The 2,030-nt window shown below is 74.7% G+C and carries 2 protein-coding genes; both read left to right on the top strand.

Annotated elements, in window-relative coordinates; all coding sequences use genetic code 11:
* The first annotated feature begins 133 nt into the window (after positions 1-133).
* Positions 134-1,822, top strand: a complete 1,689-nt coding sequence (locus tag HMPREF3105_RS10835) for a DUF885 domain-containing protein (protein WP_070709593.1) — start codon at positions 134-136, stop codon at positions 1,820-1,822.
* Positions 1,819-2,030 (top strand): Maf family protein (locus HMPREF3105_RS10830; protein ID WP_210401449.1); only part of this gene is annotated, 212 nt, incomplete at its 3' end. The genes HMPREF3105_RS10835 and HMPREF3105_RS10830, both read left to right, overlap by 4 nt.

The following is a 2,030-nucleotide window of genomic DNA, read 5'->3' as shown; positions in this document are numbered from 1 at the left end:
CCCGTCCCCTGGACCGCACGCTCCGCCGTCGCGGCGACCTGGGCCTGTGGGCCCGGCCCGGCCGCGGTCAGTGGCGTCAGGGCGCGGGCCCGCAGTGAGCCGGGACGCGGGCGCCAGCGCCTAGAGTGCCGGTATGACCCAGCACACCTCCGAGGCCGCCGCCGACGGCGCCCGCACCCCGTCCGCCATCGACGCGCTCGCCGAGCGCTACGTGACCGACCTCCTCGCCCTGCATCCGGACACCGCCACCGAGCTCGGCTTCCCCGGCCGGGAGACCGAGTACACGGACTTCTCCCCCGCCGGCGCCCGCGCCGACGACGAGCTCAACGCCCGCCTGCTCGAGGACTTGGCCGCGCTCGAGCCGCAGGACGAGACGGACCGCGTCACGAAGGCGGCCATGCAGGAGCGCATCGGCCTCGAGCGCGAGATCCACGCGACCGGCCGCACCGAGCTGAACAACATCGCCTCCCCCGCCCAGGGCATCCGCGCGGTCTTCGATCTCATGCCCACGGACACCGCGGAGCAGTGGGGCCACATCGCCGGCCGCCTCGAGAACCTGCCGGCCGCCCTGCGCGGCTACACGGAGTCCCTGCTCGCCTCCCGCGACGCCGGCCACGTGGCCGCGGTGCGCCAGGTGGACATCGTGGTGGAGCAGGCCCGCGCCCACGGCGCCGCGGGCGGGTTCTTCCCGGGCCTGGTCGAGCGGGCCGAGGCAGCCGACGTCGTGGACGACGCCCTGGCCGCCCGCATCCGCTCCGGCGCGGACGCCGCCGCGCAGGCCTACCGCGACTTCGCGGACACGCTCGAGGCCGAGCTGCGCCCGCACGCCCCGGAGGCGGACGGCGTCGGGATCGACTACTACCGGCTGGCCTCCCGCGTCTTCCTCGGCGCCGAGATCGACCTCGAGGAGACCTACCGCTGGGGCCAGGAGGAGCTGGCCCGCATCATCGCCGCGCAGCAGGCGGACGCCGAGCGCATCCGGCCGGGCGCCACGATCGAGGAGGCGCGTGCGATCCTGGACGCGGACCCGGAGCGCACCCTGAAGGGCACCGAGGCCCTGCGCACGTGGATGCAGCGGCTCTCCGACGACGCGGTCGAGGCCATGAAGGAGCACTTCGAGATCCCGGCCCCGATGGACCGGCTCGAATGCATGATCGCCCCCACCCAGGAGGGCGGCATCTACTACACCGGCCCCTCGGACGACTTCTCCCGGCCCGGCCGCATGTGGTGGTCCGTGCCCCCGGGCGAGGACGAGTTCACCACGTGGGCGGAGACCACCACGGTCTACCACGAGGGCGTGCCGGGCCATCACCTGCAGATCGCCACCGCCATGATGAACCGGGAGAACCTCAACCTGTGGCGCCGCAGCTTCTGCTGGACGTCCGGCCACGGCGAGGGCTGGGCGCTGTACGCGGAGAAGCTCATGGAGGAGCTCGGCTTCCTCGACGACCCGGGCGACCACCTCGGCATGCTGGACATGCAGCGCATGCGCGCGGCCCGCGTGGTGTTCGACATCGGCTACCACTGCGGCTTCGACGCCCCCGAGTCCGAGGGCGGCGGCGCGTGGACCCCGGAGAAGGGCTACGCGTTCCTGACCAAGCACCTGAGGATCTCCGAGGGCCAGCGCCGCTTCGAGTTCACGCGGTACCTCGGCTGGCCGGGGCAGGCGCCGGCGTACAAGGTGGGCCAGCGCATCTGGGAGCAGATCCGCGCCGAGCACGAGCAGGCCGAGGGCGCCGACTTCGACCTCAAGGCCTTCCACACGCGGGCCCTGCGCCTGGGCGGCATGGGCCTGGACACCCTGCGGGAGGCGCTCGCGTGATCCCGCACGACGACGGCGCGGCCGGCCCCGGCACGGGCCTGCGGCTGGTGCTCGGCTCGGCCTCCCCCGGCCGGGCGGAGGTCCTGACCCGGGCGCGGGTGCCGTTCCGCGTCGTCGTCTCGGGGGTGGACGAGGCGGCCGTGGGCGCGGCGGCGGGCGACCCGTCGCCGGCGGAGCTGGCGGGCCTGCTGGCGGAGACCAAGGGCCG

The organism is Micrococcus sp. HMSC31B01 (genome assembly GCF_001816085.1).
Taxonomy (GTDB): Bacteria; Actinomycetota; Actinomycetes; order Actinomycetales; family Micrococcaceae; genus Micrococcus; species Micrococcus luteus.
Note: the sequence above shows the minus strand (reverse complement) of the source record. Positions and strands in the feature narration are given on the sequence as shown.

Bases quoted from the DNA above. Each gene is read 5' to 3' on its own strand.
- HMPREF3105_RS10835 (WP_070709593.1), top strand. From the start codon at position 134: ATGACCCAGCACACCTCCGAGGCCGCCGCCGACGGCGCCCGCACCCCG.